This is a genomic window from Methanobrevibacter curvatus, from assembly GCF_001639295.1.
In the GTDB taxonomy this organism is placed as follows: domain Archaea; phylum Methanobacteriota; class Methanobacteria; order Methanobacteriales; family Methanobacteriaceae; genus Methanoflexus; species Methanoflexus curvatus.
On the sequence record NZ_LWMV01000022.1, the window covers coordinates 1 to 5,458 of the forward strand.

Consider the following 5,458-nt stretch of genomic DNA (forward strand, 5'->3'; position numbering starts at 1 on the left):
ATTTATTTTTGATAAAAACAATGATTTATTAATTGCAGATATGTGTGAATATGCAATTTTAGTACCATAAACATAAATTATAGTTATTTTATAATTTGTTTTTAAACTTTCCAATATAAACTATATTTAGAAACTTTTAAGAAAATATGCTATATTTGTTGAATGGTTTTTATATAATGATGATGGAATAAATAATTCATATGTAATAGTTTTAAATGATTATAATTCTTAAGGAAATTATTTTTTGAAGAAAAAAATGATTTAATGAAACTGGAGATAATAGGTGTTTGATGGCATGATAAAAATATAAAATTTAAATAAAATTTAAAAAAGGCTTGAGATAAAAAAAGCATGATACATTATGGTATGAAAGTTTTAAAGGTGACTAAATGGCTAATAAAAAATTATTCAATTATCAGAGAAGAAAAATCGATTTAAAAAAATATTTTAAAACAAATATTATTTTACCACTTTTTTTTGGAGTATTATCAGGGGGAATATTTTTATTTTATCCCAGTATTGACGATACTCCTATTTTAAGTTTATACATGTTGTTCTCCTGTGTAATGTTGCTATATTTAGGGATACATAATATAAATATCATAAATAATAAGATAAAATCAATCATAATATTACCATTATTCTTTGGTGGATTTGTGATTTATGGTATTTTAAGCTATGCTTTTAAAGGTGTTTTTATTGAACCACCAGGATTAATATTATTTGGGGTCATAATAGGCATTATATTGCTTCTAATTGGCTCAGTTAATTTAATAAAGATGCTAAAAAATAATATTTTTAAACGAATATAAAAATATTGACAAAATAAAGTATTTTTTCAAAATAAAACGATACAGTAGGATATAATGGAAATTAAGGAAATCATCCATAATAAAGAAAAATACATGGATATTTTACTATTGGGAGATGAACAGGAGAGTATGATTTATAAATATCTTTTTAGAGGGCATTTGTATGCATTATATGACGACGACCTAAAAACGGTATGTTTGGCTACAAATGAAAGTGGTACAATTTGTGAAATTAAAAATTTGGCAACCTATGAAAAATATCAAGGAAATGGGTACGGACATTATATGGTAAAATATATTGTAGAAAAATATAAAAACATTTGTAAAACATTATTAGTTGGGACAGGAGAGGATGAAAAGACAATAAATTTCTATAAGAAATGTGGTTTTGAATATTCTCATAAAATAAAAGACTTTTTTGTGAATAATTATGATCATAAAATAATTGAAAATGGAAATGAACTAAAAGACATGATATATTTAAAAATAGAATTTGATTAAATAATTTATAAAAAATAGGGATAAAAAATATATAAAGCAGACAAAACTGCACATAACAGGGCTGTATATGCTGTGCCCACAGTAATGGGCTTGACCTACGAAAAAACACAGTCAACCTGCAGTTTTTGTGCATTTGTGGCTAAAATTTATTGAATATTTAAAAAAATATGAAATATCCATTGACTGATTTTGTAAAATAATGTATTATGTGGTTTTATGGAAATTATATTAAGACTTGAAGAAGAAAAAGATTATAGAATCGTTGAGGAACTAAGCAGAGAAGCATTCTGGAATGTGCATTTTCCAGGATGTGATGAGCATTTACTCATTCATAATTTAAGGAAAACCAATGAATTTATTAAAGAATTGGATTTTGTAGCAATTTATGAAAATGAAATTATTGGAAATATTGTATATGTAGAATCAAAAATAAAAGATATGGATAAAGAATATGTTGTATTAACATTTGGACCAATAAGTGTATTACCAAAATATCAAAATAAAGGAATTGGAAGTAAATTAATAAAGCATACCCTGAATTTATCTAAGGATATGGGCTATAAGGCAATAATAATATATGGTGATCCTGAATATTATAAAAGATTTGGGTTTAAGGAATCGAAAAAATATAACATAACAAATAAAGACAAAAAATATCCCGCAACATTATTGGTTTTGGAGCTATATCCAAATGCACTGAATGGAATAAAGGGAATATTTGATGAAGGGAAAATGTATGAAATAAATGAAAAAGAATTTGAGGAATTTGAAAAAGAATTTTATAAAAAAGAAAAAGGAATTACAAAGACCCAGGAAAGATTTAATGAATTAGTGAATAAAACATTATAAAAATAATGGAGTATGTCCCAGCTACATACAACAGGACTGTATATGCTACACCCACAGTAGTGGGCTTAGCCTATGAAAAAGCACAGTCGAGTTTACATCCTTTGTGCAGTTTTTCTCCGCCAAATTTTTGCAGTTGCTGAAAGCCTACAGTTTTCATTTATCACAACCTCAAAAGTGTCGTATGCAATTGAACATTATGTGCAACTGCTATATAATTAGTCAAGCATAAAATTTAAAAAGACTTGACATAATAAAAAGTATGATATATTATACAAAAATTACATTCTCTCATCTACTTAACAATTTTACTAGAAGAACGAACATCATCAATATAAAACCATTAAAGCCAATTTAACCAACAAATTTTAGAATAAGCTTCATATAAGCAGTTCCAGCATATTTAGAATGAATCTTATCAAAATCAATTTGATTCATCAAATTTTTAACAAAAAACAAACATGCTTACTCAAAATCAAATCCAGCAAACTAGTAGAAATCAACAAAAACCTAACAATTTTATCCTCATGTAAAACCACCAAAACACCATTAAAAAATCCAATATGCCAAAATAATAATATATCTATTAAATATAAAAAATTATCTATAGAAAATAATTATAAAAATAATCATAAAATTAATGTATAAAATTAATGTATAAAATTATACAACAAAGATTTAAATAGTACATTATTCATAATAAATATACAATAAAAAAATTAATTTAAAATAAAAAAAATTAAATCAATATTTATTTGAAAAAAATTCAATGATTATTATGATATTTCCAAAACTTAATGAAATCAAAAAAAAACAGTTTGAAAACTATAATCGAATTCCAATAGCTATTGAACTATTTTCAGACTCCATGACATCAATTGAAGCATTGAAAAAGATAAAATCAATTAGTAGGCATTGTTTTATACTTGAAAGTGTAGAAGATTCAAAACAATGGGGAAGATATACATTTTTAGGCTTTGATCCAAAACTAGAAATCACATGTGAAGACAATATTGTAAAAATTAAGGAAGGTACAAGCTTTGAAAAAAAAACATCAAATCCAAAAAAATTCATTCGAAAAATTCTTGATGAATATAAAAGCCCTACATTTAAAGAATTACCTCCGTTTACAGGAGGATTAGTAGGATACTTTGCCTATGATTATATAAAATATAGTGAAAAAAGCTTAAAATTAGATGCAAAAGATAGAGAATCCTTTAAAGATGTCGATTTAATGCTATTTGACGAATTAATAGCTTTTGATAATTTTAAACAAAAAATTTACATAATAATTAATATTAAAACCAAAAATATTGAAAAAGAATATGAAAATGGGGTAAAAAGATTAAATTTTTTAAAAGAATTAATTTTCAATTCAAAAAAGATAAAAGAAGAAAAATTAAAATTAAAAACAGATTTCAAGCCATTGTTCTCTAAGGAAAAGTTTGTAGAAATTGTTAACAAAGGAAAAAATTATATTAAAGAAGGAGATATTTTCCAAGTTGTTTTATCAAATCCTATAATGGCTGAAATAGAAGGAAGCCTTTTAGACAGTTATAGAGTTTTGAGAACCACCAATCCATCTCCATATATGTTTTACTTCTCAAGTAAGGATATAGAAATAGCTGGAGCCTCCCCTGAAACACTAGTTAAACTTCAAAACAATGAATTATTTTCTTTTCCACTGGCAGGAACAAGACCTCGAGGAAAAACTGAAAAAGAAGATAAAAAACTAGAAGAAGAGTTATTAAATGATGAAAAAGAACTTGCAGAACACAATATGCTTGTGGATTTAGGTAGAAATGATGTAGGAAGAGTGAGCAAATTTGGATCTGTTAAAGTAGAAAAATATTTATCAATTGAAAAATTTTCTCATGTTATGCATATTGGTTCAACTGTTAAAGGTGAAATAAGAGAAGATAAAGATGCTTTAGATGTTATAGATGCCATTTTACCTGCTGGAACATTGTCTGGAGCTCCAAAAATAAGGGCATGTGAAATAATCAATGAATTAGAAGACAATAAAAGAGGCATTTATGGGGGAGCTATTGGTTATTTATCTTTTTCTGGAAATATGGACACAGCAATAGCAATACGAATAGCTTATAAAAAGAAAGGAAAAGTATTTATAAGGAGTGGAGCAGGAATAGTAGCAGATAGTATTCCAGAAAAGGAATTTGAAGAGTGTATTAATAAAGCACAGGCAGTAGTATCTGCAATTAAAATATCAGAAGGGGGAATAGAAGGAAAATGACTTTTAAAAACCCCAATAGAATAAATCCATTAAAAATTCATAGTTTAATTAGAAATGAGAAAAATCCATACAAAAGATATCAATTACCATTAAACTTAAAGTTAAAAAATAAAAATGGAGCAATATAATGATTTTATTAATTGATAATTACGACAGCTTTTCATATAACTTATATCAAATGATTGGAGAAATAAATCCAGATGTCCTAATCAAAAGAAATGATAAAATAAATATAAAAGAAATAAAAAAAGAAAATCCAAGCCATATAATTATTTCACCTGGTCCAGGACGACCAGAAAATGCAGGAATAAGTCCAGAAGTAATTAAAGAATTCAAAGGGAAAATTCCTATTTTAGGTGTTTGTTTAGGTCATCAAGCTATTTTTCAAGTATTTGGTGGAACTATATCTTATGCTAATGAGTTATACCATGGTAAAACATCAAATATAAGTATAAATAATTCAAATCCAATTTTTAAATGGTTAAATAAAACAATTAAAGCTGGACGATACCATTCACTTATTGGAATAAAAGATACACTCCCTCAAGAGTTAGAATCAATAGCAAAAACCATAGATGGAGAAATAATGGCTATAGCACATAAAAAATATCCAATATATGGATTACAATTCCATCCAGAATCTATTTTAACTCCTGATGGCTCTAAAATTCTAAAAAATTTTTTAAATATTGTATAAAAGTTAATATAATAAAATTAATAAAAAAAGAATAAAGTAAAAAAAAAATGAAAAAATAGAAATGGCTGTGCAACAGTTCGAAAATCTAATTGTTTAAATTTAATTAATTAAGTTAAATTAGATTTATAAAGTTATAATGAATTTTATTATAAAAATAAGTATAAATATTTAATAAAATTTTATTTTAATTAATATTAATAGCTATTTGCTAAAAATAATTCTTTTTAAACCTTTAATTTTTATCATTCTTTAAAATATTTTAATTCAAATTTAACTAATTCATATGAATTATTTAAGACTTATAATTATTTTTAAATATTTATTTTTTTATAAAAATAGGTATTAATA

General features: G+C 24.8%; 6 protein-coding genes. All 6 read left to right on the forward strand.

Features of this window, described 5'->3' with window-relative positions:
* The first annotated feature begins 389 nt into the window (after positions 1-389).
* Complete coding sequence (locus tag MBCUR_RS00820; protein ID WP_067089023.1) at positions 390-812, forward strand: hypothetical protein; 423 nt, start codon at positions 390-392, stop codon at positions 810-812.
* Between the two features lie 54 nt (positions 813-866).
* The gene (locus MBCUR_RS00825; protein WP_067089026.1) at positions 867-1,313 is read left to right on the forward strand and encodes a GNAT family N-acetyltransferase; all 447 of its coding nucleotides are present in this window, start codon (positions 867-869) and stop codon (positions 1,311-1,313) included.
* A 216-nt stretch (positions 1,314-1,529) separates the two neighbouring features.
* On the forward strand, positions 1,530-2,162 hold the full coding sequence (locus tag MBCUR_RS00830) for a GNAT family N-acetyltransferase (protein WP_067089028.1): 633 nt from the start codon (positions 1,530-1,532) through the stop codon (positions 2,160-2,162).
* Positions 2,163-2,937: 775 nt separating this feature from the next.
* Positions 2,938-4,413, forward strand: a complete 1,476-nt coding sequence (gene trpE / locus MBCUR_RS00835) for an anthranilate synthase component I (RefSeq protein WP_067089034.1) — start codon at positions 2,938-2,940, stop codon at positions 4,411-4,413.
* Entirely contained in the window at positions 4,410-4,541 is a 132-nt protein-coding gene (locus MBCUR_RS10900) for a hypothetical protein (RefSeq protein WP_281190501.1), read from the forward strand. Before trpE ends, MBCUR_RS10900 begins: the two co-directional genes overlap by 4 nt.
* The gene (locus tag MBCUR_RS00840; RefSeq protein ID WP_067089031.1) at positions 4,541-5,110 is read left to right on the forward strand and encodes an anthranilate synthase component II; all 570 of its coding nucleotides are present in this window, start codon (positions 4,541-4,543) and stop codon (positions 5,108-5,110) included. The genes MBCUR_RS10900 and MBCUR_RS00840 overlap by 1 nt, the downstream gene beginning before the upstream one ends.
* Positions 5,111-5,458 lie beyond the last annotated feature (348 nt).

Bases quoted from the DNA above. Each gene is read 5' to 3' on its own strand.
- MBCUR_RS00830 (WP_067089028.1), top strand. From the start codon at position 1,530: ATGGAAATTATATTAAGACTTGAAGAAGAAAAAGATTATAGAATCGTT.
- trpE (WP_067089034.1), top strand. From the start codon at position 2,938: ATGATATTTCCAAAACTTAATGAAATCAAAAAAAAACAGTTTGAAAAC.
- MBCUR_RS00820 (WP_067089023.1), top strand. From the start codon at position 390: ATGGCTAATAAAAAATTATTCAATTATCAGAGAAGAAAAATCGATTTA.
- MBCUR_RS10900 (WP_281190501.1), top strand. From the start codon at position 4,410: ATGACTTTTAAAAACCCCAATAGAATAAATCCATTAAAAATTCATAGT.
- MBCUR_RS00840 (WP_067089031.1), top strand. From the start codon at position 4,541: ATGATTTTATTAATTGATAATTACGACAGCTTTTCATATAACTTATAT.
- MBCUR_RS00825 (WP_067089026.1), top strand. From the start codon at position 867: ATGGAAATTAAGGAAATCATCCATAATAAAGAAAAATACATGGATATT.